Source organism: Terrabacter terrae (assembly GCF_039529575.1).
GTDB classification, from domain to species: Bacteria; Actinomycetota; Actinomycetes; order Actinomycetales; family Dermatophilaceae; genus Terrabacter; species Terrabacter terrae.
The window spans coordinates 1,190,249-1,215,222 of sequence record NZ_BAAANB010000021.1 but is presented as its reverse complement, the minus strand read 5'-3'; the positions used below and the strand labels follow the sequence as shown (position 1 = coordinate 1,215,222).

Annotated in this window: 26 protein-coding genes and 1 pseudogene; 25 read left to right on the top strand and 2 right to left on the bottom strand. The window is 70.8% G+C overall.

All coding sequences use genetic code 11. The annotated features are described in order from the left end of the window. Positions 1-19: 19 nt before the first annotated feature. The 8 genes from ABD194_RS15790 to ABD194_RS15755 all read left to right on the top strand — a co-directional run bounded on the left by ABD194_RS15790 (position 20) and on the right by ABD194_RS15755 (position 7,176). The gene (locus ABD194_RS15790) at positions 20-682 is read left to right on the top strand and encodes a hypothetical protein (RefSeq protein ID WP_343993058.1); all 663 of its coding nucleotides are present in this window, start codon (positions 20-22) and stop codon (positions 680-682) included. Then, a complete protein-coding gene (locus ABD194_RS15785; protein ID WP_343993056.1) occupies positions 682-969 on the top strand; it encodes a hypothetical protein in 288 nt (95 codons plus the stop codon). The genes ABD194_RS15790 and ABD194_RS15785 overlap by 1 nt, the downstream gene beginning before the upstream one ends. Beyond that, the gene (locus ABD194_RS15780) at positions 966-1,721 is read left to right on the top strand and encodes a hypothetical protein (protein ID WP_343993054.1); all 756 of its coding nucleotides are present in this window, start codon (positions 966-968) and stop codon (positions 1,719-1,721) included. The genes ABD194_RS15785 and ABD194_RS15780 overlap by 4 nt, the downstream gene beginning before the upstream one ends. 517 nt (positions 1,722-2,238) lie before the next feature. Beyond that, positions 2,239-2,748, top strand: coding sequence for a hypothetical protein (locus tag ABD194_RS15775; protein ID WP_343993052.1), 510 nt, complete (start codon positions 2,239-2,241; stop codon positions 2,746-2,748). Next, positions 2,745-4,007: a PBSX family phage terminase large subunit gene (locus tag ABD194_RS15770; protein ID WP_343993050.1), complete on the top strand. Its 1,263-nt coding sequence runs from the start codon at positions 2,745-2,747 to the stop codon at positions 4,005-4,007. The genes ABD194_RS15775 and ABD194_RS15770 overlap by 4 nt, the downstream gene beginning before the upstream one ends. Positions 4,008-4,119: 112 nt before the next feature. Beyond that, positions 4,120-4,386, top strand: coding sequence for a hypothetical protein (locus tag ABD194_RS15765; RefSeq protein ID WP_343993048.1), 267 nt, complete (start codon positions 4,120-4,122; stop codon positions 4,384-4,386). Continuing rightward, entirely contained in the window at positions 4,386-6,023 is a 1,638-nt protein-coding gene (locus ABD194_RS15760; protein ID WP_343993046.1) for a hypothetical protein, read from the top strand. The genes ABD194_RS15765 and ABD194_RS15760 overlap by 1 nt, the downstream gene beginning before the upstream one ends. Then, positions 5,995-7,176: a phage minor capsid protein gene (locus ABD194_RS15755; protein ID WP_343993044.1), complete on the top strand. Its 1,182-nt coding sequence runs from the start codon at positions 5,995-5,997 to the stop codon at positions 7,174-7,176. Before ABD194_RS15760 ends, ABD194_RS15755 begins: the two co-directional genes overlap by 29 nt. Before the next feature lies 1 nt (position 7,177). Here ABD194_RS15755 and ABD194_RS15750 read toward each other — a convergent pair whose 3' ends face one another. Further along, entirely contained in the window at positions 7,178-7,372 is a 195-nt protein-coding gene (locus ABD194_RS15750; RefSeq protein ID WP_343993042.1) for a hypothetical protein, read from the bottom strand. A 134-nt stretch (positions 7,373-7,506) separates the two neighbouring features. Here ABD194_RS15750 and ABD194_RS15745 point away from each other — a divergent pair, with 134 nt between their 5' ends. From ABD194_RS15745 to ABD194_RS15665, 17 genes and pseudogenes are all read left to right on the top strand, one after another. Next, positions 7,507-8,280 (top strand): hypothetical protein, encoded by a 774-nt coding sequence (locus ABD194_RS15745; RefSeq protein ID WP_343993040.1) that lies wholly within the window; start codon positions 7,507-7,509, stop codon positions 8,278-8,280. Between the two features lie 15 nt (positions 8,281-8,295). Further along, a complete protein-coding gene (locus tag ABD194_RS15740) occupies positions 8,296-9,300 on the top strand; it encodes a major capsid protein (RefSeq protein ID WP_343993038.1) in 1,005 nt (334 codons plus the stop codon). A gap of 81 nt (positions 9,301-9,381) precedes the next feature. Next, on the top strand, positions 9,382-10,095 hold the full coding sequence (locus ABD194_RS15735) for a hypothetical protein (protein WP_343993036.1): 714 nt from the start codon (positions 9,382-9,384) through the stop codon (positions 10,093-10,095). A gap of 172 nt (positions 10,096-10,267) precedes the next feature. Beyond that, the gene (locus tag ABD194_RS15730; protein WP_343993034.1) at positions 10,268-10,678 is read left to right on the top strand and encodes a hypothetical protein; all 411 of its coding nucleotides are present in this window, start codon (positions 10,268-10,270) and stop codon (positions 10,676-10,678) included. Beyond that, positions 10,678-10,995, top strand: a complete 318-nt coding sequence (locus tag ABD194_RS15725) for a hypothetical protein (RefSeq protein ID WP_343993032.1) — start codon at positions 10,678-10,680, stop codon at positions 10,993-10,995. Before ABD194_RS15730 ends, ABD194_RS15725 begins: the two co-directional genes overlap by 1 nt. Continuing rightward, on the top strand, positions 10,992-11,342 hold the full coding sequence (locus ABD194_RS15720; protein WP_343993030.1) for a hypothetical protein: 351 nt from the start codon (positions 10,992-10,994) through the stop codon (positions 11,340-11,342). The genes ABD194_RS15725 and ABD194_RS15720 overlap by 4 nt, the downstream gene beginning before the upstream one ends. Continuing rightward, the gene (locus ABD194_RS15715; protein ID WP_343993028.1) at positions 11,339-11,776 is read left to right on the top strand and encodes a minor capsid protein; all 438 of its coding nucleotides are present in this window, start codon (positions 11,339-11,341) and stop codon (positions 11,774-11,776) included. Before ABD194_RS15720 ends, ABD194_RS15715 begins: the two co-directional genes overlap by 4 nt. 11 nt (positions 11,777-11,787) lie before the next feature. Further along, a complete protein-coding gene (locus ABD194_RS15710; protein WP_343993026.1) occupies positions 11,788-12,186 on the top strand; it encodes a Rho termination factor N-terminal domain-containing protein in 399 nt (132 codons plus the stop codon). Positions 12,187-12,255: 69 nt separating this feature from the next. Beyond that, positions 12,256-12,942 (top strand): phage tail tube protein, encoded by a 687-nt coding sequence (locus ABD194_RS15705; protein ID WP_343993024.1) that lies wholly within the window; start codon positions 12,256-12,258, stop codon positions 12,940-12,942. Positions 12,943-13,021: 79 nt separating this feature from the next. Continuing rightward, the gene (locus ABD194_RS15700; RefSeq protein ID WP_343993021.1) at positions 13,022-13,591 is read left to right on the top strand and encodes a DUF7426 family protein; all 570 of its coding nucleotides are present in this window, start codon (positions 13,022-13,024) and stop codon (positions 13,589-13,591) included. Between the two features lie 106 nt (positions 13,592-13,697). After that, a complete protein-coding gene (locus ABD194_RS15695; RefSeq protein WP_343993019.1) occupies positions 13,698-17,546 on the top strand; it encodes a hypothetical protein in 3,849 nt (1,282 codons plus the stop codon). Then, positions 17,543-18,391: a phage distal tail protein gene (locus ABD194_RS15690; protein ID WP_343993017.1), complete on the top strand. Its 849-nt coding sequence runs from the start codon at positions 17,543-17,545 to the stop codon at positions 18,389-18,391. Before ABD194_RS15695 ends, ABD194_RS15690 begins: the two co-directional genes overlap by 4 nt. Next, entirely contained in the window at positions 18,388-19,272 is an 885-nt protein-coding gene (locus ABD194_RS15685; RefSeq protein ID WP_343993015.1) for a hypothetical protein, read from the top strand. The genes ABD194_RS15690 and ABD194_RS15685 overlap by 4 nt, the downstream gene beginning before the upstream one ends. Further along, on the top strand, positions 19,269-20,453 hold the full coding sequence (locus ABD194_RS15680; protein WP_343993013.1) for a hypothetical protein: 1,185 nt from the start codon (positions 19,269-19,271) through the stop codon (positions 20,451-20,453). The genes ABD194_RS15685 and ABD194_RS15680 overlap by 4 nt, the downstream gene beginning before the upstream one ends. Beyond that, entirely contained in the window at positions 20,453-21,154 is a 702-nt protein-coding gene (locus tag ABD194_RS15675) for a hypothetical protein (protein WP_343993011.1), read from the top strand. The genes ABD194_RS15680 and ABD194_RS15675 overlap by 1 nt, the downstream gene beginning before the upstream one ends. 54 nt (positions 21,155-21,208) lie before the next feature. Further along, positions 21,209-21,550 carry a hypothetical protein gene (locus tag ABD194_RS15670; protein ID WP_343993009.1) on the top strand — a complete coding sequence of 114 codons (342 nt, stop codon included), beginning with the start codon at positions 21,209-21,211 and terminating at the stop codon, positions 21,548-21,550. Positions 21,551-21,662: 112 nt separating this feature from the next. Continuing rightward, positions 21,663-22,283: pseudogene (locus ABD194_RS15665) on the top strand (hypothetical protein); the annotation flags it as partial. A gap of 1,281 nt (positions 22,284-23,564) precedes the next feature. On the opposite strand, the gene ABD194_RS15660 reads toward ABD194_RS15665, so the two are convergent. Continuing rightward, positions 23,565-24,974, bottom strand: a complete 1,410-nt coding sequence (locus tag ABD194_RS15660; protein ID WP_343993007.1) for an O-antigen ligase family protein — start codon at positions 24,972-24,974, stop codon at positions 23,565-23,567.

Genomic DNA, 24,974 nt, shown 5'->3' with positions numbered 1-24,974 from the left:
CCACCGGAAGGACCACCCGATGAACGAGCACTCAGACCGCGACAGGAGCGAGCACCCCAACTTCGAGGCCATGCTCGCCGACCCCGTGGAGCAGTACGACCCGCGAGCCGAAGTCCTCGCCAGCATCGTTGACTGGACCAACGCCCCGTCGTCCACGATGTCGGCCGCCTCGGAACCCCATGCGCCGGGTGACGGCCAGGGCGACCCCGTGGAGCCGGGGACGTCCCGAGTCGACGCCGCGCGTGAGACGCGATACGCCCAGGTGATCATGGGCCGCACGGTCACGACCGCAGTCCCTGCCGTCATGGCCGTGGCGGACGCCGAGCAGGCCGAGCTGCGATCCACCCTCGACTTGGCGCTCAGCACGATCTCTCGGATGCTCGGCGGTGAGGCCGACGTCGCGCGGGTGCTCGGGCTCACGCTGCCCGACGATGACGAGTTCTGGGCGGACTACCTCGCGGACGGTCTGATCGAGACCGCCCGGGCGCGCATGGCTGACCTTCGGGCTGCCGAGGCCAAGGTGGCGTGCGTCGCGGCGCTGGTCGATCAGTGGGACGGCGAGATCGGCGCGCAGGAGGACCACAAGTCCGTCGCCGCGGTCCGAGCCGTGGAAGCCTGCATGACCGACGTCGTCGCCGCGCTGGCCGGTCCCGGGCCCGAGGCGACCGAGGGCGGCGCGTGATGGCCAACGCGACCTTGCCCGAGGTCATCACCAACGACGACCCGAACGCCGCCCTGTGCACCGCTGGCGGCGTCGACCACGACTACCGCCCGCACACCTACCGGTCGAACGGACGTCCGCACACGTCGCTCCGCTGCGTCTGGTGCCACGTCGTCGCCTGCGGCGACATCGACGAGGCCGACCCCTGCATCGAGCCCTACCACCACCACGGCGACCACCGCACCCGCTCGGGGGTCACCTGGCCCAAGGGCGGCTGCCGACCCACCACCACCGAGGAGCCAGCGTGACCGACCAGCCCCACCTCGAGCAGCCCCTCACCCCGACCGACATCACCGACGGCATCCGCCGCGAACTCGCCACCATCCGCCGCCACTGGGCCCACACCTTCGACCCACCCCGCTCGACCGGATCCGGCGGCAGCCACGCCGTCCCCGACTCACGCTTCCCAGGCAACGACACCGCCATCAGCCTCCGCGCCGAGATCACCCGCGACCTCGCCTTCTGGGTCCACGCCTACGTCGACGACCACCCCGACAGCCTCGACGGCTGGGTCACCATCGACGCCCTCGACGTCGAACGCACCTGCCGGTTCCTCGCCCAGCAAGGCGAGCACCTCGGCGCCTGGGACTCCGGCAACCGCCTCTGGGCCGAACTCACCACCCTCGCCCGCGAGCTGCGCGACATCGCCGCTCCCAAGGTCCGCGACACCATCCCCCTCGGCGAGTGCGACTGCGGCACCATCGTCCGCGCCAAAGCCCACGACCCCGGCAACATCAAATGCCGCGGCTGCGGGACCATCGACACCATCGACGGGTGGACGCTGCGGATCGTCGGACACCACGAGCCCGTCACCATCCCCCAGCTCGTGCCGCTGCTGCACCAGCGCATGGGCATCGTCATCTCCGAGCGGCAGCTGCGCCGCTGGCACCAGGCCGGGCGGATCACCGCCACCACCACCGGCCCCACGCCCCGGTTCGACCGGCGCGACGTGTTTGCCGCCCTGGCCTACCTCGAGCACCGGCAGCGGGAAGGGGCGTGATGTTGACATTCCGTGCGCAACGCCTCATCATCGGACACAGCAGGGCAGAACTCTGCCCCATCGAAGCCCCGGACTCGCGTTGAGCCGGGGCTTTCCCCATGCCCCCGTCGCCGCACCGCGAGCCGCCACCTCCGACGAATGAGCCCGCCTCGAGCGGCCCGTGGGGAGAGAGTGAGCCGGCGCGAGCTTCGGGCCCTTGTCCGTCGTCGAGCCGGGTCTCGACGACGGCGCACACCTGGTCATCAGGAGGTCGTCATGCCGTGGAACTGGTGCTACCCCGAGCGCCGCGTCGTGCCCGCCGGCCCTGGCCGGCCCAAGCGGGACCGCCGCAAGCAGGCCGGGAACCGTCGTCGCGCGCGAGCCGCTCGACGCTGACACGCCTCGCCGGTCGGGTCGACGCGCCACGGGACCGGCACCGCCCACGCGGATGGGCATGGCCGGTGCCCGGACGCGGACACCGGCCCCACCCATGTTCCCCCCGTTGGCCGGCCTGGCGCCGGCACGGACCCCGAGGCAGGTGAGCACCCCCATGGCCGCCTTCCCCTGGACCAACGAGCTGGACACGCTCCTGCGCGACCTCGCGGCAACCGGCCGGTCCGTGCGCGACATCGCCGCCGAGATCGGCACCACGAAGAGCACCATCGACCGCCGGCTACGCGCCCTCGGCATCACCCTCGACCGCTCGAGCACCGAGGCCGCCACCAAGGCCAACACCCTCGACGCGAAGGCGCGCCGCAGCCGGCTGCAGCTCGCGCTCCTCGAGGACGCCGAACGCCTCCGCGCCCAGATGTGGCAGCCGGCCACCGTCTTCAACTTCGGCGGCAAGGACAACACCTACGAAGAGCGCACCCTCGACAAGCCGCCCTTCGCGGACCAGCTGAAGATCATGCAGGCCACCGGCATCGCCGTCGACCGCTCCCTCAAGCTCGACCTGCACGACTCCGGCGGATCCACCGCCGTCATCGGGCTCCTGCAGCAGACCGCGGCCGCGCTCGGCATCCACGACGACGCCGACAGCCAGCCGTGAGCCTCTCCCGCAAGCAGCTCGGCTCCGTCCGCAACGCCACCGGCACCGTCAACCTGTGGCACGGCAGCATCCGCGCCGGCAAGACCATCGGCTCCCTCGTGCGGTGGATGCTGTTCATCGCCAACGCTCCACGCGGCGGCGAGCTCGTCATGGTCGGCCGCACTCGCGACGCCGTCTGGCGCAACGTCATCGGCCCCCTCCAAGACCCCGCGCTCACCGGATCCGCCGCGGCCCAGGTCGTCGGCAACTACGGCGCCCCCACCGTCAGCATCCTCGGCCGGCGCGTGCACGTCCTCGGCGCATCCGACGCCAAGGCCGAGCTCGTCATCCGAGGCATGACCGTCGCCGGCGCCTACGTCGACGAAGTCACCACGCTCCCCGAGCAGTTCTTCACCCAACTCCTGGGCCGCATGAGCGTGCGCGGCGCGAAGCTGTTCGGCACCACCAACCCCGACAACCCCGCGCACTGGCTGAAGACCAAGTTCATCGACCGGCACGCCGTGCTTCCTCACTGGCGCATCTTCCACTTCACGATGGACGACAACCCGGCCCTCACGCCCGAGTACGTCGCCCAGAAGAAGCTCGAGTTCACCGGCCTCTGGTACCGCCGCTTCATCCTCGGCGAGTGGGTCGCCGCCGAGGGCGCCGTCTTCCCCATGTGGGACCCCGAGCGACACGTCATCCCCTGGGCGTCACTGCCACGCATGCGGCGGATCTTCGGCGTCGGCGTCGACTACGGCACGAACAACCCCGCCACCGGGCTCGTCCTGGGCATCAGCGACGTCCCCGACGAGACGCTCGGGCTGCGGCCGCGGCTGTTCCTCCTCGACGAGTGGCGCACCCCGCAGGGGCACATGCTCACCGACCAGCAGCTGTCCGCTCGGTTGCGCGCCTTCATGGCCGGACCGCACCAGCCGGTCGAGCCGGCCCCGGCGCCGGAGTGGGTGTTCGTGGACCCGTCCGCGGCGTCGTTCAAGACGCAGCTGCAGGCCGACGGCGTCACGAACCTGCGCGACGCGGACAACGACGTCGCCTACGGCATCCGCACCATGGCGTCGCTGCTCGGCACCGGCGACCTGGCCGTCTCGGACCGCTGCACCGGCCTGATCGCGGAGGCGCCCGGCTACTCGTGGGACCCCAAGGCGGCGGAGAAGGGCCTCGACAAGCCGATCAAGGTCGCGGACCACTCGCTGGACGGCGCACGGTACGTCGTCACGACCACGGAGTCGCTGTGGCGCCCCATGCTGGCGGCCGCGTGAAACGCATCGACCCGAGCAACCTGTGGCAGTGCCAGACGTGCGGCCGTGAGCACCCGATCAAGCCCCTCGCGCGTGACTGCGAGGCCCGTCACCGAGCGAGCGAGGAGGACCGATGCGACCCACCAGCATCCCGGACGAGCTCGTCGAGCCCGGCACCCTCCGCAAGGTAATCTCCGCCCCCAATGGCGACCTCCTCGACGAGAACATCCGCCCCGTCGAGGCCCTCATCTCCCGCGACCCGGCGACGCAGCTCGCGGCCTTCCGCATGCGCCTGGTCCTCGAGGGCGGCGAGCTCGAGGACCTGCAGGCCGGCAAGCCGATCTGGCTCACCATGCTCGGCGGCATCGCGCCCTTCGACGTGCAGGTCGAGGGGTCCTGATGCCGCTGCCGCAGAACGGGATCGCCTGGCCGCCCGCCGAGCTCGAACCCATCAGCCGCTGGATGGCCATCTGGGACGCCTGGTACGTCGGTGACCCCGAGCGGCTCACCAGCGTCTACCGCGGCACCCCCACCGCCGTCCGCGTCGACCGGCCCGCCCAGTACCGCGGCGGCCTCGTCGGCGCCGCAGCCCGGTTCTTCTGGGGCCGCCCGGTCGGCGACCTGCAGCAAGCGCCCGCGCAACTGCACATCCCGATCGCCTCCGACATCGCCCGCGCCGGCGCCGACCTGGTCTGGTCCGAGGCGCCCACGTTCGCCGCCACCGACAAGGCCACGCAGGCCCGGCTCGACGAGCTCGTCGACGACGGCATGCTGCACTCCCTCGCCGAAGGCGCCGAGCTCGGATCAGCCCTCGGCGGGCACTACCTCAAGGTCGCCTGGGACACCACGATCCGCGACGACGCCCCGTTTCTCACCCTCGTCGACGCCGACGCCGCCTGGCCCGAGTTCCGCTACGGCCACCTCGTCGCCGTCACCTTCTGGTGGGTCGTCGCCCGCGACGGGCAGAAGATCACCCGCCACCTCGAGCGGCACGAGACCAACGCCGCCGGCGACGGGATCATCCTGCACGGCCTCTACGAGGGCACCGAGGACAAGCTCGGCGTCGCCGTCCCCCTCAGCGAGCACGCCTCCACCGCGGCCCTGGCCAACCTGGTCGACGCCGAGTCGTCCATCAGCACCGGCTCCCCCGGCATCGCCGTGACCTACATCCCGAACGTCACCCCGCAACGACGCTGGCGCAACGACCCCATCGGGCGCCACCTCGGCCGGTCCGACCTCGACGGCATCGAAGGCCTGATGGACGCCATCGACGAGGCGTGGACATCGTGGATGCGCGACATCCGCCTCGGCAAGGCCCGCGTCTTCGCCTCCCGGGAGCTGCTCGAGTCCAACGGTCCCGGGCAGGGCGCGAGCCTGGACCTGGACCGCGAGCTGTTCTCGCCCCTGTCGGCCGCCGTCGGCTCGCTCAACATGGCCACCTCGACCGGCAACGCCAACGGGTTCCTCATGGCTCAGCAGTTCGCCATTCGCTACGAGGAGCACAAGCAGACCGTCAACGAGCTCGTCCTCAACACGCTGCGCGCGGCCGGCTACTCCGCCGCCACGTTCGGCGAGGCCGACGGGTACGGCGCCGCCGTCACCGCCACCGAGGTCGCTGCCCGCGAGCAGCGATCCCTGCTGACCCGGGACCGCAAGCTGCGGGTGATTCGGCCGCGGCTGGCCGACATCCTCGAGAAGCTCCTGGCCGTCGACGCCGCCATCTTCCGCAGCGCGGTCAAGCCCGAGCGGCCCGACGTGCAGTTCCCCGACGGCGTCCAGGACTCGCCGCTGGTGCTCGCCCAGACCGCGCAGGCCCTGCGGACCGCCGAGGCGGCCTCGACGAAGACGCTCGTCGCGATGATCCACCCCGAGTGGGACGAGAAGCAGGTCGACGACGAGGCGCAGCTGATCCTCGACGAGAACAAGCCCCTGCCGCTGTCCGACCCGATGGGCGGCTTCGCACCCCCGGCCGGCCCGACGGCCCCCGGCGACCTGAGCGGCACGACCAGTGGCGACGCAGCCGTCCCGGCCGGCTGACGACTCCGCCGACCTGGCGCTGGTCGTTGAGCTCCTCGCCGCCGGGGTCGTGCAGGAGTTCATCGCCGCCGAGCAGGACCTCATCGCGCATGTGGCCGAGTACGCCCGCCGCGGCCTCGCTGCCCCGGTCGGTTCCGCTGCCCGCCTGGACATGCTGCGCCGCATGCAGATCGCCGCTCACCGGATCGCCGCCGAGCTCCGTTCCCGCGCAACACCGCTCGCCCGCCGCGTCACCGACGAGGCCGCGCGCGCCGGCACCGGTGCGGCACTGCGCACCCTGACGCAGCTGACGATCTCGCACCCGAGCCTGTTACGCACACTGACCGCGCCCCAGCCTGAGCCGGTCTCGGCGCACGCCCTGGCATCCGTCACGGCCATCCGGATGGACCTGCAGCGCAACCTCGAGGACGCCGCGACCCGCATGACCCGGTTCGGCGACGACACTTACCGTGCCGCTGTCGCCCGGGCCGCCGAGTCAGAGATCCTGCACGGCATCGCCCCGGCCGCCGCCCAGCGCGGCGCCTGGGATGAGCTGACGTCGCAGGGCATCACCGGCTTCACCGACTCCCGCGGCCGCAACTGGAACCTCGCCTCCTACGTCGAGATGGCCACCCGGACCGCGGTGCAGCGCGCCTACAACACCAGCCACGAGGCACGCATGGCCGCCGGCGGCATCTCGTTCTTCACGGTCGCCCCGCACGCCCACCCGTGCCCGCTGTGCGGCCCGTGGGAGGGCCAGGTGCTATCGGAGCGCTACCCGTCCGGGCAGACGACGACGCTGTCCGCGGTCAGCGACGCCACAGTCACGTTCTCGGTGGCCGGCACCATCGACCAGGCGCGCGCCGAGGGTCTGTTTCACCCGAACTGCACGCACACCCTGGTGCCGTACCTGCCCGGCGTGACCCGGATGCCCGCGAAGCCGCAGTGGACCGCGGCTGACGAGGCGGCGTACCGGGCGGCGCAGCGGCTCCGCGAGCTCGAGCGCCGCGTGCGGGCGGCGAAGCAGCGCGAGCAGGCGGCCCTCGACGACCTCGGCCGGGCCCGGGCACGGCGTGACGTGCGGGCCGGTCAGGCTGCGATCCGTGCCCACGTCGCGGCGCACCGGCTGGTGCGGCGGCCGCGACGCGAGCAGCTGGACCTCGGGAACAGGTGAATCAGCCGTGGCTCACAGACGTGCCGCCGTGAGGCTGACTCGCCGTGACCAGCCAAGCCCTCGCCTCGGCCAGCTGGTTCACTGCCGCGGCCAGGTTGAAGATCTGGGCGGCCCCCAGGTCCTCCGTGCTGATGTTCTTCGTCAGCTCGTTGATCGCGCTCTCGATGTTGCTGATCGACTCGTGTGCCTGCGCCATGACGCGGCCCTCCCTCTGTCTGCCATCACGCCTGGCGCGTGACGGTCTGCGACAAGTGTCCGGTACGTCACCGACACCGGGTCGCACTCATCCACACCGATCCGGCCGGGCGCCGGAGAGAAGAGAACCCAGCCATGAGCACCCTCGCTCGCCACGCCAGCATGACCGCGCCGCTCCTCGTCAACGGCATGACCGTCGAGGAGCTGCTCGCCGTCCACAAGGCCCGCTTCGGCGACGCCCGGATGTCCAACGACGACAGCGCCCTCGGGACGGGAGCCGGCGAAAGCGGAACGGGAGCGGCCGGAACGGCGACAGGCACCGCCGCAACCGGGACGGACGCCTCCGCCAGCGACACGAAGACGACCGCCGACGCCAAGACGGCCGACGCCGCCCCGACGTGGAACCCCGACGCCTGGGACGGCAAGGTCGACTCCCTCCCCGCCGGCGCGCAGAAGATCATCACCGACCTGCGCAAGGCCGACGGCGACGAGCGCGTCGCCAAGAAGACCCTCGACGCCATCATGGCGGCGATCAACCCCGACAAGGCCGGCGAGAAGGCCGACCCCGTCCAGCTCGCGGAGCAGCTCACCACGGCCCAGCAGGCGCAGCGGCAGACCGCCGTCGAGCTCGCCGTCTACAAGACCGCCAGCAAGCACTCCGGCGACCCGGACGCCCTGCTGGACTCGCGCGCCTTCCTGGCGAAGGTCGCAGACCTCGACCCCGCCGCCGACGACTTCCCGTCGAAGGTCGACGAGGCGATCAAGTCCGCCGTCACGGACAACCCCAAGCTCAAGGCGGCCCGGGTGGCTGGCGCGAGCGGTGCGGACCGAGCCGGTGGATCCGGCGAAGGGACCGCGAAGCCCACCACCCTCGAAGACGCCATCGCCCAGAAGATGGCGTCCCGGTAACCCCAGGAGCACACCATGCCAGTGACCCTCGCCCAGGCGAAGCTCAACGCAACCGACGACGTCGACGTCCAGATCATCGACGAGTTCCAGAAGAGCAACGACGTCCTCAACCGGCTCACCTTCGACGACGTCGTCTCCGGCGCCGGCAACGGCGCCACCCTCACCTACGGCTACACCCGCCAGATCACGCAGCGAGGCGCCGCCTTCCGCGCGATCAACAGCGAGTACACCCCGACCGAGGTCACCAAGCAGCGCTACACCGTCGACCTGAAGCCCCTCGGTGGGTCCTTCCAGATCGACCGCGTCCTCAACCGCGTCGCGCAGGCCGCGGAGACCGCGTTCCAGATGCGCGAGCTGCTCAAGGGCACGTCGGCGAAGTTCAACGACTCGTTCTTCAACGGCGACACCGCCGTCGACGCGAACGGGTTCGACGGGCTCAACAAGCTGCTCACCGGCACCGCCACGGAGTACCTGCCGGTCAGCAACGGCGTCTCCACCGGCTACGTCGACTGGACGGCCGTGAGCTCGCAGTCGGCCGCGTTCCAGGCGATCGCGCACATCGACGCCTGGCTCGGCACGCTCGACGGCCGCCCGGACGCGATCTACCTGCCCCGCAAGGCGAAGGCGCTCTTCAAGGTCATCGCCTCCTACGCCGGGCAGTACTCGATCGACCGCGACTCCGTCGGCAACGTCGTCGAGAGCTACAACGGCATCCCGCTGATCGACCCGGGTCAGAAGGACGGGTCGGCGCTCGACGTGCTGCAGGTCGTCTCGCGCGACACCGACGGCGCGGGCGCCGGTGGCACGATCACGGGTCTGGCGGACCTGTACGCCGTTCGCTACGGCCTGGACGGCGTCCACGGCGTCGCCATGGCCGGGCAGCCGCTGGTGTCCAACTGGATGCCCGACTTCTCCACGGCCGGCGCCGTGAAGACCGGTGAGGCCGAGCTGGGCCCGGTCGCCGTGGTCGTGAAGAAGACGAAGAGCGCGGCCGTGCTGCGCAACGTCAAGGTCTCCTGACCTTCGACCCCCTGAGCGGAGCGGGGCTGGAGAGACAACCGGCCCCGCTCCCCCGGAACCACAACGCCCAGGGAGGGCACCATGAAGATCAGCAGCCCTGACCAGACCTTCTCGGGCGAGTCGCGCTACGGCGACCTCGTCCTCCAGTTCAAGAACGGCGTCGCGAAGCACGACGGCGAGCTGCCCGCGGGAGTGCGCCAGTACATGCTCGGCGCCGGCTACAGCCTCGGCTCCAAGAGCCCCGCCGAGCCCGACGAGACCCCGGCCCCCGCGGACCCGCGCGACGTCACCCACGTCCAGGGCGGCACACCGCTGCGCGACGCCGCCGTCGACCCCCGGGACAGTGACTTCCTCGCCCCCACGAACGCCGGCGCGGACGGCCCCGAGGGCAACCCCCACGGCCCGAACGTCGTCGCCCCGCAGATCCACGGCTCCGTCGGCCAGCCCGTCATCCCCGGCCCCGTCGGCACCTACGAGGAGCACGACGTCAAGGACGACGACGGCAACGTCACCGGCAAGGTCGGCGTCGTCGTCCCGGACACCGACGCCCAGGCCAAGCGTGAGACTGAGTACGCCCAGCGCGCCCTCGTCGGCAACGAGTCCGCCCCCGACGTCCTGCAGGACATGGGCGCCAAGGCCAACCCGGAGACCGCCAACCCCGACGGCGAGACGCCCGACGAGGCGCTCGAGCTCAAGGGAGCCGCCCTCGACGAAGCCCTCGAAGAGGCTGGCCTGTCCAAGTCCGGCACCGCCGACGAGAAGCGCGCCCGGCTCGCCGAGCACCGCAGCGCCTGACCTCAGGCCTGACCGAACCATCGGGTGGGGCGTCAACGACGTCCCGGCAAACGGTCCCACCACCGTGCGCATCCGCGTCGAAGGCCCGCTCGGGGGTTTTTGCTACGCCGGGTCCTTTCGGCCCCTGCCATGAGCGAGCCTGCGTCCCACCCGAACACCCCAGGAGGTAGCCGTGCTCGTCTACGCCACCCCCGAGGACCTCGCCCCGTGGACGGGCGCCACCGTCCCCGACAACGCCGAGCAGCTGCTCCGCGTCGCCTCCGGCCTCGTCGCCGACGCCACCATCACCGCCTGGTACACCGCCGACGCCAGTGGCCTGCCCACGTCGACGCCGATCGCCCAGGCGTTCAAGGACGCCACCTGCGCGCACGCGGCCGCCATGGCCACCGCGAAGGTGGACCCGGCCGGCGGCGCCGCCGTGGGGGTTGGCGCGGCCGTCCGCAAGAAGGTCGGCTCGGCCGAGGTCGAGTACGCCGGCGCAGCCGACGCCGCCGCCGCCCGCTCCCGGCTCGTCGACACCCTCTGCCCCGAGGCCGTCCGGATCCTCCGCGCGGCCGGGCTCACCCCGAGCGGCCTCGGCTGATGTTCGCCGCCGCCGCCGACTTCCAGCCCACGACCGTCACCGTCCGCACCAAGACCGGCTCCGGCGCCAACGGCGACATCTTCAGCGCCCCGATCGACCGGGCCGTGTTCCTCGAGGACTCCCGCCGCCTCGTGCGCAACGCCAACGGCGAGCAGGTCGTCTCTGAGACCACCCTCTACGCCGACCCGGGCGACCTCGACGCCTTCGCCCCCGACTCCAAGGTGACCCTGCCCGGGCGCACCGCCCGTGTGCTCCTGGCGAAGCCCCGCATCATCGGCGACCCTGACGTCGACCACCTCGAGGTGACGCTCACATGAGCCTGCGCATCGAACGCCACATCGACCTGTCCGGCCTCTCCGCGAGCGTCGCCGCCGTTACTCCGGAGGCCGTCGCCCGCGCCGGCGAGCACATCCGCGGCGTCTCCGTCTCCCGCACCCCAGTCGATACCGGCCGGCTCTCTGGGTCAGCCGCCGTCCACCTGGACCACCAGGACGGCGACGCGACCGCCTCCATCACCTACGACGGCCCCTACGCCCGCTACCAGCACGAGCGGCTCGACCTGCGGCACGAAACCGGGCAGGCGAAGTTCCTAGAGTCCGCGCTGCTCAGCGAGGCCGACACCGCCCTCGACATGATCGCCACGGACCTGCGGCGCGCGCTGTGAGCGGCTACGAGCGGGACCTGCTCGACGGCCTCGCCCGCGAGCTCGACGCCGCGGGCGTCGCCACCTACCGCACCGACACGAGCTACGTCGACGGCGAGACCGCCATCACGTTCGGCACGATGCCGGACCGGCCTGATCGGTGCGTCACCCTCACCACCTACCCGCTCAGCGACGAGCCGCGAGAGGCGAAGTCCCTTGTGGGCGTGCAAGTTCGCTCCCGCGCCGAGACCTACCTCGACGGCAACGACCTCAACGTCGCCATCTTCAACGCCCTGCACGGCCTCACCGGCCGCCAGTACGGCACCTGCCACCTCGTGCAGCTGCAGCGCCGCTCCTCCATCCCGATGGGCGCCGACGACGACCAGCGCTGGGAGCACTCAGCGAACTTCTACGCCGACATCAACCCGCCGACGACCGCGCTGCGGCCCGAGTGAGGAGACACACCATGGCCCGCTTCACCTCCGTCCACCCGCTGCACTTCACCGAGCCGCCCCTCCGGTTCCAGCTCGAGGGCGACCACTTCGTCCTCGACACCGACGAGGACGCCGTCATCGACGCCATGCGCGCCCTCCCGGCCGAGTTCCACGTCGTCGAGGTGGTCTCCGACGACCTCGAGGAGCGCACCATCCCGCAGCTGCAGGCCTACGCCGTCGAGTACGGCATCGAGCTGTCCGGAGCGAGCAAGAAGGCCGACATCGTCGCCGCCATCCGCAGCCACTTCACCGCCCCGGAGCAGCCCTCCGGCGGCGAGCCGGACACCACGCCCGTCGTGCTCGCCTCCAGCGACGCCGACGCCGAGTCGCAGCCCGTCGACGCCGTCGACGACCACGGCGACACCGAGTAACCACCCCACCATCCCCCGCCGCAAGACCGCGAGCGGGTCCACCGGCACGCCTTTAGGAGGCAACCCGACATGGCAAATGAGCTCGCACGCCGGCTCGCGGTCGACGTTTCGGCCGACAACGTCACCTGGCTTCGACTCCTCGGCACGACGGACGTCAACGACCAGGACAACGTCACCAAGCAGGACTCCACCGAGTACGACAACAACGGCTTCACCACGCAGGAGGTCACCCTGCACGGCTGGTCGCTCGCGGTGAAGTTCAACCGCAAGTCCAACGCCGGCGTCTTCGACCCGGTGCAGGAGCTGATCCGCCAGGCGCGCTTCAAGTTCGGCGACCAGGCCCGCATCTACGTGCGCTGGTACGACCGGAACGGCCGCAACGACGGCAAGTCCGGCCGCGCCCTCGTCGAGTGGAACCGGTCCAAGACCGGCGTCGGCGACATCGAGGAGATCTCGGTCACCTTCGACGGTGACGGCATCCTCGCCGACATCGCCAACCCGGGCACCTCGACGCTGCCGGTCGTCATCTCGGCGCTCCCGTCGGGCGCTGCCGCTGGCGCGCAGGTCACGATCGGCGGCCAGTACTTCACAGGCGCCACGTCGGTGAAGTTCGGCGCTGTCACGGCCACCGTCTTCACGGTCGTCTCCGACACCACGATCGTCGCCACCGTGCCCGCCGGCACGGCCGGCTCCGCCCCGGTCACGGTCACCACGGCCGCCGGCACCTCCAACGCTCTGCCGTACACGCGCGGCTGAGCCCTGACCCCTCGGGGCGCGCCCTGGCTGGAGCGCGCCCCGAGGTCCAGCCACCCAGCCACCAGCCAAGGAGCACCACATGGCGCTGAAGCGCTTCACCCCCGAGCCGCTCATCTTCCCGATGCCCAACGGCACCGACTACGAGGTCCCTCCGGTCGACATCGACCGCGGCTGGCGCCTGTCGGAGCTGCTGTCCCAGAGCCCCGAGGACGTCGACAAGACCGGCCTGCACGACGAGGACATGTTCAAGCTCGCCCTCACCGACGAGCTGTGGGACCGCATGAAGGCCGAGGGCGTCCCCCTCAACTTCGCCTGGCGTGCCGGCATGGCCGCCCTCGCCCACTACCAGGTCCTCGACTCCGGCGCCGGATCCCTCTCCGACGTCCACGCCGCCGCCATGACCGCCGCAGAGGCGATTTGGGAGTCCGGTGTCCACCCGGAAGCAGTGGCCGCCTGGGCGGCGGCCAACCTGACGACGACCTCGCCCGCTACGGACGCGGCGAGTGCCGAGACGGCATCTACGAGTGGTACGAGCTCCCCAAAGAAGACGGCCCGGCCCTCACGGTCGACGACCTCCTCAAGCAGGAAGAACTCCTCGTCGCGGACTTCCAGCAGGTCTACGGCATCACGCTCGAACGCTGCGATCTGACCTGGTGGGAGTTCCGGCGCCGCGTCGTCGGGCTCATGTCCACCGAGTCACGCATCTCCCGTCACTTCACCCGCCAGCTCGACCCGGCCACACCTGAGGGGGATGCGTGAGCGAGACCAGCGTCGGCGCGATCGTCGGGTACCTGCAGCTCGACGCCTCCAACTGGCACCGCGAGATCGCGCAGGCCGACCGAGAGGTCGAGAAGCTCGACGGCAAGGACGCCCACGTCTCGATCAAGGTCGACGGCGGCGCCAAGGCCAAGGCCGAGATCGACGCCGTTGCGGCCGCGTCCGAGAAGCTGAAGGACGCCGACGTCCGGCTCGCGATCGCGCAGGCGCGCCTCAACGAGGTCCGGGACCGGGGCAACGCGAAGCAGTCGCAGATCCTCACAGCCGAGCGCGCCGTCATGGTCGCCCGCCGCAACGTGACCAAGGCGACCCAGGACTACACAGACGCATCGCGCGCGGCCTCGGCTGCCGCCGAGAAGCTTGCCGACGCCAACGACCACGTCGACGAGTCCAACAAGCGCATCACCCGCTCGAGCGGGGAGGCGCACCGCCGCACCAACGCCCTCGTCACCGCTGTCGTCGCGCTCGGCCCCGCCCTGGTGCCCGTCGCGGCCGGCGCGGTCGGTCTCGGTGCCGCGTTCGGCGGGATGGGCGCCGCCGGCGTGCTCGCGATCGTCGGCATCAACAACGAGATCAAGCAGGGCACCTCCCTCGGGCTCGAGTACAAGGCGACGCTCGACAAGGGCAAGACCGCCGTCATGGGCCTGGCCCAGACGGCCGCCGGGAACGTCCTCGCACCGCTGCAGTCGGCCGTCGGAGACCTGCAGCGCCGCATGCCGACCCTCAACGGCATGATCGGTGACTTCTCCACGCTCACAGGCAAGTCCGCTGGCGCCCTGACCTCCGGCCTGCTCTCGGCGTTCGTCGCCCTCAACCCGCTGATGCACGACGCCGGCATCTACGTGCTCGACCTGACCAACCGCTTCAACGGCGCCATGTCCGGTGGCGGGGTCGTCGCGTTCGGCGACTACGTGCGCTCCGTCTTCCCGCAGGTCATGGACGACATCGAGTCGATCGTGACCGCGGCAGGGCACCTCGTCGCCGGGCTCGCGCCGCTCGGCATGGGCACCCTGTCGACGCTGCGGCTGCTGTCCGATCTGATCAGCGCCCTGCCCGTCGACGTCCTGTCGTCGCTGGCCACCACCGCAGGGTCGGTCTACCTCGGCTTCCAGGCGTGGAAGGGCCTCTCCGGCCTGGTCAGCAACCTCGGCGGCGCCCTTGAGAAGGTCGGCATCTCCGGAGAGCGCGCCGCCGGCGGCCTGCGGGCCCTCAACATCGCCTCCGGCATCATCGGCGTCGTCCTCGCCGGCCTCTCGATGGTCATGTCGACCATGTCGACGAACACCGCCGAGGCGCAGGCCGCCACGAACAACCTCGCCGACGCCCTCATCCGGTCCAACGGCGCCATCACCGACAGCGTCCGCCTCGCCGCGCTGAAGAACGCCCAGGACAGCGGCGCCATCGACACCGCCCGCATGCTCGGCATCTCCACCCAGCAGGTCGTCAACGCCTACCTCGGGCAGGCCGGCGCCCTCGGCGACCTGTCCGCGCAGCGCGACGCAGCCCTGGCGAAGCAGAAGGCCCTCGTCGACGCCGGCAAGGCCGACGCCTCCACGATGACCGACGTCGAGACCGCCTACCTGAACCTCAAGAACCAGCTCGCGGCCGCCGGCATCCAGTGGGACGGCACCAAGGTCAAGGTCCAGCAGCACAAGGACGCCCTGTCGCAGACCGCGACCACGACCTCCGCGGCCGCACTCGCGACGCAGGACCTCGCCTACCGCCTCGGGACCACCCCGGCGATCCTGCAGATGGTCACCGACGCCCAGAAGAAGGCCGCCGACCAGCACGCCGCCGCGACCCTGCAGATGCGCATGGAGAACGACGCCGCCGGCCTGCTGAAGCAGTCCCTCGACGAGCTCAACGGCAAGGCCCTGAACGCCGCCGACGCCCAGAACGCCTTCGACTCCTCGCTGGCCAACATGGGCGACCACGTCACGAAGACCGGCAAGAAGGTCACCTTCACCACCACCAGCATCAACAACATGTCGGCCGCCTCGGTGGCGCTGCGCGGCCAGCTCAACGGGCAGGTCGCGAACCTGCAGCGGGTCGTCGAGGCCAACGGTGGCCTGACCAACTCGACCGGCAAGGCCCGGTCGCAGATGATCTCGATGCGAAAGCAGATCATCGACAACGCCGTCGCGCACGGTGTCGACCGCAAGGCCGTCACTGCCTACATCGACAAGCTGCTGAAGATCCCGAAGACCGTCCCGCCGACGAAGCTCGACGCGGACAAGGCCGCCGCGCAGCGCAAGGTCCAGGAGTTCGTCGGCGTCGTCAACGGCGTCCCGACCTGGCGCACCGTGACCCTGAGCGTCATCGTCTCCGGGCTGCAGAACGCCGTCGGGTCGATCCAGTCCGCCATCAGCAACCTCGGCGGCGTCGTGGCACACTCTGCCGCCCCCACGAAGAAGAAGGGCGCGGGCCACGCGGACGGCGGCACCGTCGTCGGGGAAGGCGGCCCCCGCGAGGACAAGGTCAACGTCTGGCTCTCACCCGGCGAAGAGGTCATCAAGAACGGGCCCGCGCAGAAGCACCGCGGCCTGCTCAAGGCCATCAACGCCGGCAAGTTCGCCGACGGCGGCACCATCGGCGGCCCCCGCATGGGAGGCGCGTTCGCCACCGGCGGCACCGTCGCTCCGCTCGGGCAGTTCCTGTCCGACTACGTTGCCTCCCTCGGGGAGCGCGTCACCGCGGCGATCATGGCCAGCCTGCGCGGCTCTGTCGGCACCGCCCGCACCGGCGTCACCACCGCCCAGAGGAACCTCACGACGCGCTCGGCGAACCGCGGCGACACCTACCGCCGGGACCGGGCCGCCATCGCCGACGCCGCGTACGACTCCCGCCACGCCCGCACCCACGCCCAGCGCGCCGCTGCGCAGAAGAGGCTCGCCGACGCCGAAGCGAAGTACGAGCGGGACCGCCGCAACGGCAACCTGCAGTACCTGCGCGACCTGGGCGCCGTCACCGCCGCCAAGGACAAGCTCACCAAGGCCACCGCCGCCGTCGGCGCCGCCGAGGCGCGTGCCCGCCGGCAGGCCGAGTCCCCGCTCACCCAGTTCAGCAAGGCCAACGCCATCGGCATCAAGAACGCCGGCGCGTTCATCGCCAACCTGCAGAAGCTCGCCTCCCGCGGCTACGGCACCCTCGCGCAGCAGCTCGCGGCGATGGGCGGCGAGGAGGCCGAGCGGATCGCGGCCCAGGCGGCCGGTGCGTCCACGAAGACCCTCAGCGGGCTCACGGCCCAGGTCAGCACGGCCACCACGCAGGCCAAGAAGCTCGAGAACATCAACGGCATCACCACGATCCTCGGCTCGGTGAAGTCGAAGAACCTGTCGGTGCGTGAGCTCTCCGCTCAGTCCGGGATGAGCACGCAGGAGATCCTCGACGCGCTCGCCCTCATCAAGGGCGACCTGAAGGGCACGAAGAACGCGACGCGACTCCTCGGCGACCTGGGCAACTACCAGAGCGGCCGGCTCTTCCAGAACGGCGGCCAGGTCCCTGGCTTCGCCGGCGGCACCCTCATCGGCCCCGGCACCGGCACGAGCGACAGCATCCTCGCAATGGTCGCGCAGTCCCGGAAGGTGCTGCGCGTCTCTGCCGGGGAGTTCCTCTCCACGGACGCCTCCCGACGCCGCAACGAGGTGGCGCTGCAGGCCGGGAACCGCGGCGCCACGCTGCAGGTCGCTGGGGCGTCACGGCCGGACGGGCCGATCGAGCTCGGCGAGGCGTCGCTGCAGCGGCTCGCGTCGATGCTCTCGCGGATGCCGGTCCAGTCCACCATCTCCGCTGGCACCTTCGACCGAGCAATGGGAGGCCGCCGATGAGCACCACGACGGTGGCCTTCGACGGATGGTCCCTCATCGGCGCCTCCCCCGAGGGCGGCGTCTGGAAGGTCCTCGACGTCGACGGCTGGCTCGCGAAGACACTGCGCCGCAACCGCCAGCCGCGCGCCGGGCAGAGCGGCAACTGGCCCTCAGCCGGCAACATCGACGGCAAGACCGTCACCATCAAGGGGCAGGCCATCTACCCCACCGCCGCCGGGGCAGCCCGGGAGCGTCGCCTGGTCATGGCGCTCGGCGGCCGGGACCTGTCCGAGCTCACCATCGAGGACGCCGCCGGGCAGCTGACAGCCTTCGTGGAGACCGACGCGATCGACGTGAAGCCCGTGCGCGACACGATGCTCACCTTCACCATCACGGTGCACGCACCTGACGCGACGCTCTACGGCCCGCAAGCGTTCGCCCAGGCCCCGTTCGCGTCGACGAGCGCCGGTGCCGGGCTCACGTACCCGCTGACGTACCCGCTCGACTACGGCGTCCCGGCCGGCGTCACCCCCGGCTCCGTCACGGTGGCGAACGACGGCACCACGGCGTACTGGCCGCGGGTGCGTATCGACGGGCCCGTCACCAACCCAGCGGTATCCCTCGTCGAGACCGGCGACACCATCCGCTACCGCGGCACCGTTCCCGCCGGGCAGCACCTCGACCTCGACTGCCCGAACCGGCGCGCCACCATCGGCGACAACCCGGCCTCTGTGCGCCGCTGGGTCTCAGCCGTCGGGAACTGGCTCGCCGTCCCACCCGGCGGCGCATCCATCGCCGCCACCGCCGACTCCGCCGGCCCCGCCGCATCTTTCTCCGTCTGGTCCTACGAAGGAGCCTGCTCGTGACGTTCTTTGAGTACCACAACGCCGGGTCGGACGAGCGCGCCCAGATGCAGGCCACCGCGTTCCTGCTCGCCCAGGACAGCGTCGGCAAGGCGAGGAGCGGCGTGCTGATCGGGCTCGGGGTCACGCAGACGCCCACCATGTCGGGGACCGTGAACGTCGGCGCGGGCGCGGCCGTGGTCCAAGCGGCGACGCTCGACGGCGCGAGCCTCGTCGGCGACGTCCAGGACACCCCCATCGACATCTTCGGGCCATCCCCGATGGGCGGCAACCCGCGCACTGACATCATCGTCGCGGACCGCGCCACCGGCAGCATCCGGGCGATCATCGGAGTCGCCAGCGCCATCCCCGCCGACCCTGCGGTGCCCAGCTCGGCGATCCCACTCGCGAAGCTGCATCACGTCGCCGGCGCCACCAGCATCCCCACCTCGGCGATCGAGGACATGCGGGTCTACACGACGCTCGCGCAGGCCCCGGCGCCCGCCTGGGTGCCCTACAACCCCGTCTGGTCCGACGGCGGCGGTGTGGCGCTGGACGTGAAGTCCGGCTCCGTCAAGGGGCAGACCCTCGACACCGGCAAGCAGCGCCGCGTCCGCATCGAGCTGCTGCGCGGCGCCGACTCCAACCTGGGCACCAAGGACTACTGGTTCACCTACCCCACGGCCGGCGTCGACACCTCCTGGCAGGTCATCGGCACCGCCTGGTATTTCCGCACCTCCGGCGGCGGCAACTACGGCGGCATCGTCCGCGGCATCGCCGCCGGCCAGGTCGCGGTGATCACCGACGGCGGCCTCACCCTCCTCGGCGCCGGCACGTTCACCGGGACCACTCCGTGGGGCGCCGGCGGCCGCATCACCATCGACTTCACCGTCCCGCTGCTGTGACCCAGTACGAGGTCTACGCGACCCGCTGGGACGACCGGCACATCGTCGAGGAGCTCATCCCGGCCCGGAACCTGCAGTTCTCCATGTCACTCAACGGGCACGGTGAGGCCTCGTTCACCGCGACGGTGGAGTCCGGCCGCTCCTTCTGGCGGCCCTCGATCGCACCCATCGTCTCCGGCGTGCTCATCACCCGCGACGACGTGCCGGTCTGGGACGGCTGGGTCGTCGACGAGGACGAGCAGGACGAGCGGTCCTTCACGTTCCGCTGCGCCGAATGGGGCGCATTCTTCGAGCGCATCCCCGCCCAGCCGCAGACCTACAACGGCTGGTACGTCCAGAACATCATCCGCGACCTCATCACGCGCGCCACCGCCATCCCGGGGCAGAGCCCGCTCGTCGACGTCGGCCCAGCCGTCACCAAGGGCGCCACCACCAGCTACCAGGTCAACGCCTGGGACGACATCACCGTCGAGCGCGCCTTCACCGAACTCGCCGGCGGCGAGGGCGCCCCCGAGTGGTACATCGGCGCCGGCGGCACCCTCGAGAACCCGATCCGGCAGCTGGTCATGGGAACGCCGCTCGGCAACCGCGGACCGCAGGCCGTGCTCGAGTGGGTCGAGGACACCCTCCCACCCGACCCGGTCTACGGACCGCCCACCGTCACCCTTCTCGGCAACCTGTTCCCCGTCGGCACCGCCGTCCCGGCCCTGTCGCGCCGCGGCGGGAACCTGCTCGCGAAGAAGCGCCATCGGGGCAGCGGCAACAGCGCCACGCAGGTCATCGGTATCGGCTCCGGCGACCAGGCGCTGCAGCTGCGACGCACCGCCGTGTCGGACCGGCTCCTCAAGGCCGGGTGGCCCCGGTTGACGACAACGCAGTCCTACACGGACATCGAGGCGAGCGACGAACTGCAGCGGCGCATCAACGCCGACCTCGCCGCGACCGCCGGTGTGACGACAGGCTTCTCGCTGGTGTCGATGGACGGCGACCCGGACTGGACGCAGGTGCCGCGCGGCTCCGACGTGCAGATCATCCTCGACACCGACGTGTACGGCGGGGACCGGCCGGTCGGCGGCCCGGACGGCTTCACCTCGCGGCTGCTGAACCTGACAGTGAGCGTGGCCGACGACGGGCCGGCCCAGGTCCAATGGGACACGGCAACAGTGCTGGAGGTGGTCTGATGGCCCGGCAGCCTGACGACGGCATCTCGCTTCGGCGCGAGATCAACGAGCTGAAGGCGGCGGTGCGGCGCCTCACGTCTCGGTCCTCGTTCTCCGGTATGGGGATGCGTCCGGACGCCAAGGGCGGCCTCATGTCGAACGACTTCGACGGCGACCTCGCCGCGGGCAATGCTGGCACCAGGGGCTGGGCGCTCAACTCATTCCGGGCCGCGTTCGGGGAACTGATCCTGCGGCCCGGGTCGGTCGGCAACGACTCGCTCACGAGCCCTGTCGACGGCAAAGTCGGCAACGTCTCCGCGTCCGGATTCGCTCTGGCCGCAGGGTCATTCGCAGAGCTCGCCTTCCAGCTCATCACGGTCCCACCCGGCTTCACGCAGGCACTCGTGTCGGCCGGCGCATCCGTGTTCTCCTACAACCCCAACACGACCGCCGGCAACAACGGGCAGGGCGGCGACGCGATCTACTGCGCGGTGCAGGTCAGCGTCACGGGTGGGGCGCAGGCGTCACACCCCAACCCCGCCCCGCTGTCTGGCTCTGGCGGGTTCACGACCGCTACGTCGGGCGCAGGCTTCAGCCTGGCGGGCCTGACCGGTGGCGACACGATCCGCCTGTCGGTGCTGGGCTGCTCGGCCTACCAGGGGCTCGCGGCGAACCCGGACAACTACGCGAACGCCTACGCGACGGTGACGTTCCTGCGCTAACTCGACGGCGGCGGCGGCGCGGGCGTCTCATTCGGCAGGTTCGGCGCCTCAGTGGTGCCCGGCGGCAGCGGGGGCCGCGGCACGTTGTACGTGGGGCGCACCGGCTCTGGCGTCGGGGTGACGGGCGTCGGGTCGGCGGGTGCGGGCTCTGAGGCCACGGACTGGCTCCTCGAGGTCGTGGTGCTCTTCGTCGTCTGCGTCGAGGTTACCGTCGCGACCTTCTTCGGAGCCGGTGACGCGGTCGGCTTCGGCGGCGCGGGCGTGACCTTCACCGGCGCGGGCGCCGAGCTCGTGCCCGATGTCGTGGCGGTGGGCGTGACCGTCGTCGAGCGCGTGGACGTCTGCTCCTGGGCGGCCGGGACCACCACCATCGGCGCCGGCGCCTTGGCCGGCTGACTCGTCTGCGCGTAGGCGACACCACCGACGACGCCTGCCAGCGCGACCGTGAGGCCGACGCCGGCCAAGACCTTGCTGCTCATTGCTCCTGCTTCCCCTGTGGACCCCAACGGTGGGCGACTGCTGTCACTCCGTGTCCGTTCCACCTGCTCTGATACATCGACCCCCGCGGAGGTTCCCTGTGGCCGACTACTCCTTCTTCGTGGACGCGGTCTATGACTCTCTGGGGGGCGTGGTCCGCGTTGCCCGGAGCGCTCGGATCACGGTCACGGACCCGGCGACGGGGCTGACTGCTGCGGACTTGAAGCAGCAGGGGCAGCCGGTGCCGTGGATCACCTCGGACGGCAAGGGTGGCGCGGCGTGGACCTCCACGCTCGGGGTCGTGCAGATCACCGCGCCGAATGGGCTGTCGCGCTTGATCGAGAGCCCCGACTATCTGGCTGAGGTCCACGGGGCACCCGAGGCGGCGCAGGCTGCTGCCGACTCTGCTGCAGCCTCGGCCACTTCCGCCCAGAACGCCGCCAACCTCGTCGGTTCCCCAGCCGCGTCAGCGATCGACACCTACCTGTTGTCCGGGGCATCGGTCGCTGTTCGGAAGGGCGACATAGTCCTCGACCCGAAGGACTACGGCGCCAAGGGCGACGGCGTCGGCGACGACACGGCCGCATGGCAGGCCGCAGTCAACGCGGCCCCGGCTGGAGCCACCATCGACGGATTTGGGCGCACCTACCTCGTCACCTCCATCATCCTCAAGAGCAACCTCACGGTGCGGTCCGCGAACTTCAAGACAAGCGCCGGCACTGGCAATGGCCGCTCCCCCATCACCATCGGCGCCGCGTCCTCATCCACGGTCGTCAGGGGCATCCGCCTACGCGGCGTCAACATCGACGGCAACCGTTCCAACCAGACCGGGCTACTCACCACGGAGGACGGCGCCTGCAACGGCTTCCGCATCCTTGGCCCCGTGCAGGACATCATCATTGAGGACTGCTCCGCCACCAACTGCGCCACCGACGGCTTGTGCATCTACTCGGCGAACTCGCCGCTGCGGAACTACTCCACCGGCATCTCCAGCCGCGTCCGGGTCATCCGCACCAAGCTGACCGGGAACCGCCGCCACGGAGCCTCTGGGGACTCCGTCACCGACTTGTCCTTCGAGGACTGCGACCTGAGCGGCAACGGCCTCAATGCCGACGGCACCACCACCCCCGGATCCGGCTCTGACGGCTCGAAGGGCGCGCTCCAGCCTGGCACCGGCACCCTCTACGGGAACGGCCTCGACCTCGAGGAGTACGGCCCCGACACCTACGCCGCCAACGTGCGGCTGATCCGCTGCACCGCCACCGGCAACGCCCTCGGCGGCGCCCTGTTCTACCAGGGCAGCAACAACGCGAGCGTGGCTGGATGGACACCGCGCAAGGGGTTCCGCATCGAGGGCGGCTCCTACGACAGCGGCAAGCTGACGCGAGCCGACATGTACGCCATCGAGTTCACCTCCAACGTCGCCAACAAGACGACCGGCGTGTTTTACGACGACGTGCAGATCATGGGAGCCGCTCTCGACGGCCAGCTCGTGCTGCGCGGCGTCGGCAAGGCGCGGCTTGATGGTGGGCGGATCTCCACCGGAGCTGCGTCGTTGGCTGGCACGCTCGACAACGTCGCCGCCCTGCGGGTCGGCACCACTGACCTCGAGGGCAAGCGGTTCGACACCAGCGCCGCGACCGCCTCCTACGCGGTCACCGGCTCGACAGTGTGGATTCCGCACTCGGCATTCACCATCACTTCGGGCACGCCGACGGTCGGTGTGATCAATGGCCACCCATGCTGGGTCCTGCCCGACACGTCACTAAGTGTGCTCGCGGCCCGCGTCCAGCTCCCCGGCGACTGGTCGAACGCCACGCTCACCGCGGTGTGGGCATCGACCGGTGCGACCGGTGCGGTCCGCATGGTGGTCGGCACGGCCTCAGCGATCAACGGGGCGGCCCTGGTTAGCCCTGTACGTGCGGCTGGCGTGTCACCGACGGATGGCGGGAACGCGGTTCCGGTCGAGACGGTCCTGTCGACCGGCCGCGCGGTGTCGGGCCTGCAGACGGTCGAGTTCCTCCGCGACGGCGGGCACGCTGCCGACACCCTCGCCGGCACCGCTGCTTTCCTCGGTATCCGCCTCGACCGAACGAAGTGAGGCCAGGCATCCGAGGCACAGGCCGAGGAAAGCCCACAGATGCCGCGCGTTCTCGAGGTTGAGTGTCCATGCGACAGCGAGTGACGCAGCGACCCCCATCAGCAGCCAGGTGGCGGTCGCGTCGCGCCCGCGCTTCGCCTTGGCCATGAGCCGGAACAGGATGCTGAGTGGCAACCCCATCACCAGCAGGTAGCCGATGGTGCCGGTCTCCGCGAGGAGGCTCAGGTGGCTGCTGTGGGGGATGTTCTCGACGTCCCACGAAACGTATTCGTGAGCTGCGGCGCGGAACTGTCCGATGCCGACGCCAATGAACGGATGGTCGACCCACATCGAAGCGGCGGCCTGCCACAGTGCCAGGCGGACGTCCGACTCGACGCTGTTCTGGGCATCGACCACGCGGGTAATCGAGCCCAGAGCCAGCAGATCGGGGAACTGCCACAACGCGATGACCGCGACTGCGGCGAACCCGACGAGGAACGGCGCCACCGCCCGGAAGACGGTCCTGCTGTGGCCGAACAACCATGCGACACCGAACCCGACCAGCAAAGCGGGGATGGCCGCGCGTGACCCGGTGGCGATGATCGCGGCTACGTGCGCGATCGCGGCGATGGTGGGGTGCTTGATTGCGCCGCGCTCCTTCGCGAGGAACGTCAGGGCGGTCCCGAGCAGGAGGTATGACGCGAACAGGTTGGGGTCGTCGAAGCCTCCCGTGGCCCGGTACCCGAGGGTCAGTGGCGTCTCGAGGCCAAAGGAGTAAAGCACCGCGCCGCCGACTCCAGCCAGGGCGGCAAGCGTCGAGACCCGCACCCACAAGGTCAACAGTCGGTCGCCCTGCCGGAACAGCCGCGCACCGTAGTAGGCGAACACGCCGAGGTAGGCGAAGGAGATCAGCAGCTTCAGGGCTGCGGAGATGCCGTAGCCGAAGTCGGCGTCGCGTCCGCTCAGGAGACGGAAGAACAGTCCGAGCAGGACCGCGATGGAAGTGGCGGTGACGTAGAGCGCCCACGTTGGCCTGGGGGTCGGCCCCTTCGGAGCGCGCGATCGGTGGCGTTCCACGATGACCGCTATCGCGGCGAACGGCAGGAACAGGTCAGCCGGCGACAGATTCGCTCGTGCGGCACCACCGATGACGGTCGCCACTGGCAGCCCGATTACGACGAGGTCGACCGCTCGGGCGTGAGTCTTGTTCAGCGCGATGAGTGCCGCCAGCGCCGCGAGAGCCCCAAGCGCGTAAAGCCACAT

Excerpts from the sequence above, each read along its gene's own strand:
- ABD194_RS15790 (WP_343993058.1), top strand. The coding sequence starts at position 20 with ATGAACGAGCACTCAGACCGCGACAGGAGCGAGCACCCCAACTTCGAG.
- ABD194_RS15785 (WP_343993056.1), top strand. The coding sequence starts at position 682 with ATGGCCAACGCGACCTTGCCCGAGGTCATCACCAACGACGACCCGAAC.
- ABD194_RS15765 (WP_343993048.1), top strand. The coding sequence starts at position 4,120 with ATGCGACCCACCAGCATCCCGGACGAGCTCGTCGAGCCCGGCACCCTC.
- ABD194_RS15760 (WP_343993046.1), top strand. The coding sequence starts at position 4,386 with ATGCCGCTGCCGCAGAACGGGATCGCCTGGCCGCCCGCCGAGCTCGAA.
- ABD194_RS15750 (WP_343993042.1), bottom strand. The coding sequence starts at position 7,372 with ATGGCGCAGGCACACGAGTCGATCAGCAACATCGAGAGCGCGATCAAC.
- ABD194_RS15745 (WP_343993040.1), top strand. The coding sequence starts at position 7,507 with ATGAGCACCCTCGCTCGCCACGCCAGCATGACCGCGCCGCTCCTCGTC.
- ABD194_RS15740 (WP_343993038.1), top strand. The coding sequence starts at position 8,296 with ATGCCAGTGACCCTCGCCCAGGCGAAGCTCAACGCAACCGACGACGTC.
- ABD194_RS15735 (WP_343993036.1), top strand. The coding sequence starts at position 9,382 with ATGAAGATCAGCAGCCCTGACCAGACCTTCTCGGGCGAGTCGCGCTAC.
- ABD194_RS15725 (WP_343993032.1), top strand. The coding sequence starts at position 10,678 with ATGTTCGCCGCCGCCGCCGACTTCCAGCCCACGACCGTCACCGTCCGC.
- ABD194_RS15720 (WP_343993030.1), top strand. The coding sequence starts at position 10,992 with ATGAGCCTGCGCATCGAACGCCACATCGACCTGTCCGGCCTCTCCGCG.
- ABD194_RS15710 (WP_343993026.1), top strand. The coding sequence starts at position 11,788 with ATGGCCCGCTTCACCTCCGTCCACCCGCTGCACTTCACCGAGCCGCCC.
- ABD194_RS15705 (WP_343993024.1), top strand. The coding sequence starts at position 12,256 with ATGGCAAATGAGCTCGCACGCCGGCTCGCGGTCGACGTTTCGGCCGAC.
- ABD194_RS15700 (WP_343993021.1), top strand. The coding sequence starts at position 13,022 with ATGGCGCTGAAGCGCTTCACCCCCGAGCCGCTCATCTTCCCGATGCCC.
- ABD194_RS15690 (WP_343993017.1), top strand. The coding sequence starts at position 17,543 with ATGAGCACCACGACGGTGGCCTTCGACGGATGGTCCCTCATCGGCGCC.
- ABD194_RS15675 (WP_343993011.1), top strand. The coding sequence starts at position 20,453 with ATGGCCCGGCAGCCTGACGACGGCATCTCGCTTCGGCGCGAGATCAAC.
- ABD194_RS15660 (WP_343993007.1), bottom strand. The coding sequence starts at position 24,974 with ATGTGGCTTTACGCGCTTGGGGCTCTCGCGGCGCTGGCGGCACTCATC.